At 36.3% G+C, this 622-nt stretch carries 1 pseudogene; it reads right to left on the bottom strand.

Going from position 1 to position 622, the window contains the following annotated elements:
- Positions 1-609 (bottom strand): annotated as a pseudogene (locus EO766_RS18345) (DUF6443 domain-containing protein); the annotation flags it as partial.
- Positions 610-622: the final 13 nt, after the last annotated feature.

Consider the following 622-nt stretch of genomic DNA (forward strand, 5'->3'; position numbering starts at 1 on the left):
GGTATTATCCGTTGTTATTTTTGCCAGCTTGTTACCCGATGCATCATATACATATTGAATGTTTCCTTTTGCTGTTACACTTACCTGTTGTGGCAGGTTTAAATAATTGTATTGTATGCTGCTAATGGCTTTATTCTGATCGCTAATTAAATTGCCATTGGCATCATAGGCATAATCGGTAGTGGTTTTTGTCGCAGTATTATAATGAAAATCGCCTAAGGTACTATTTGGATTATTAGCAGCATCGGTTACCTGTTGCAATTGATTACTGCTACCATTATTCTGATAAGTATAATTCAGTTGGTCTATTAATCCTGAACTGCCAATTAAATACCCATACTGATTCATGGTTAGTATATTGCCATTGGCATCGTAACTGAGGTTGTTTACGCTAAAATTTAAAAAAGCATTGTCCCAACTGTTGCTATTGCTGTTTTGCAGAAAATTGGCTGCTGTTATCCGGTTCACATTATCGTAAGTAAAATCATATTTACGGTTGGTGGCATCACCTGCCGATTTCCATACTGTACCTGTAATGTTACCATTGTATTGTGCATTGGCATAAGTTGTGCCTGCAACGGAATTGGTTTTGTCATAAGCTAATTCCATTCCAAATTTATTG

The organism is Hydrotalea sp. AMD, from assembly GCF_004100315.1.
Classification (GTDB): Bacteria; Bacteroidota; Bacteroidia; order Chitinophagales; family Chitinophagaceae; genus Hydrotalea; species Hydrotalea flava.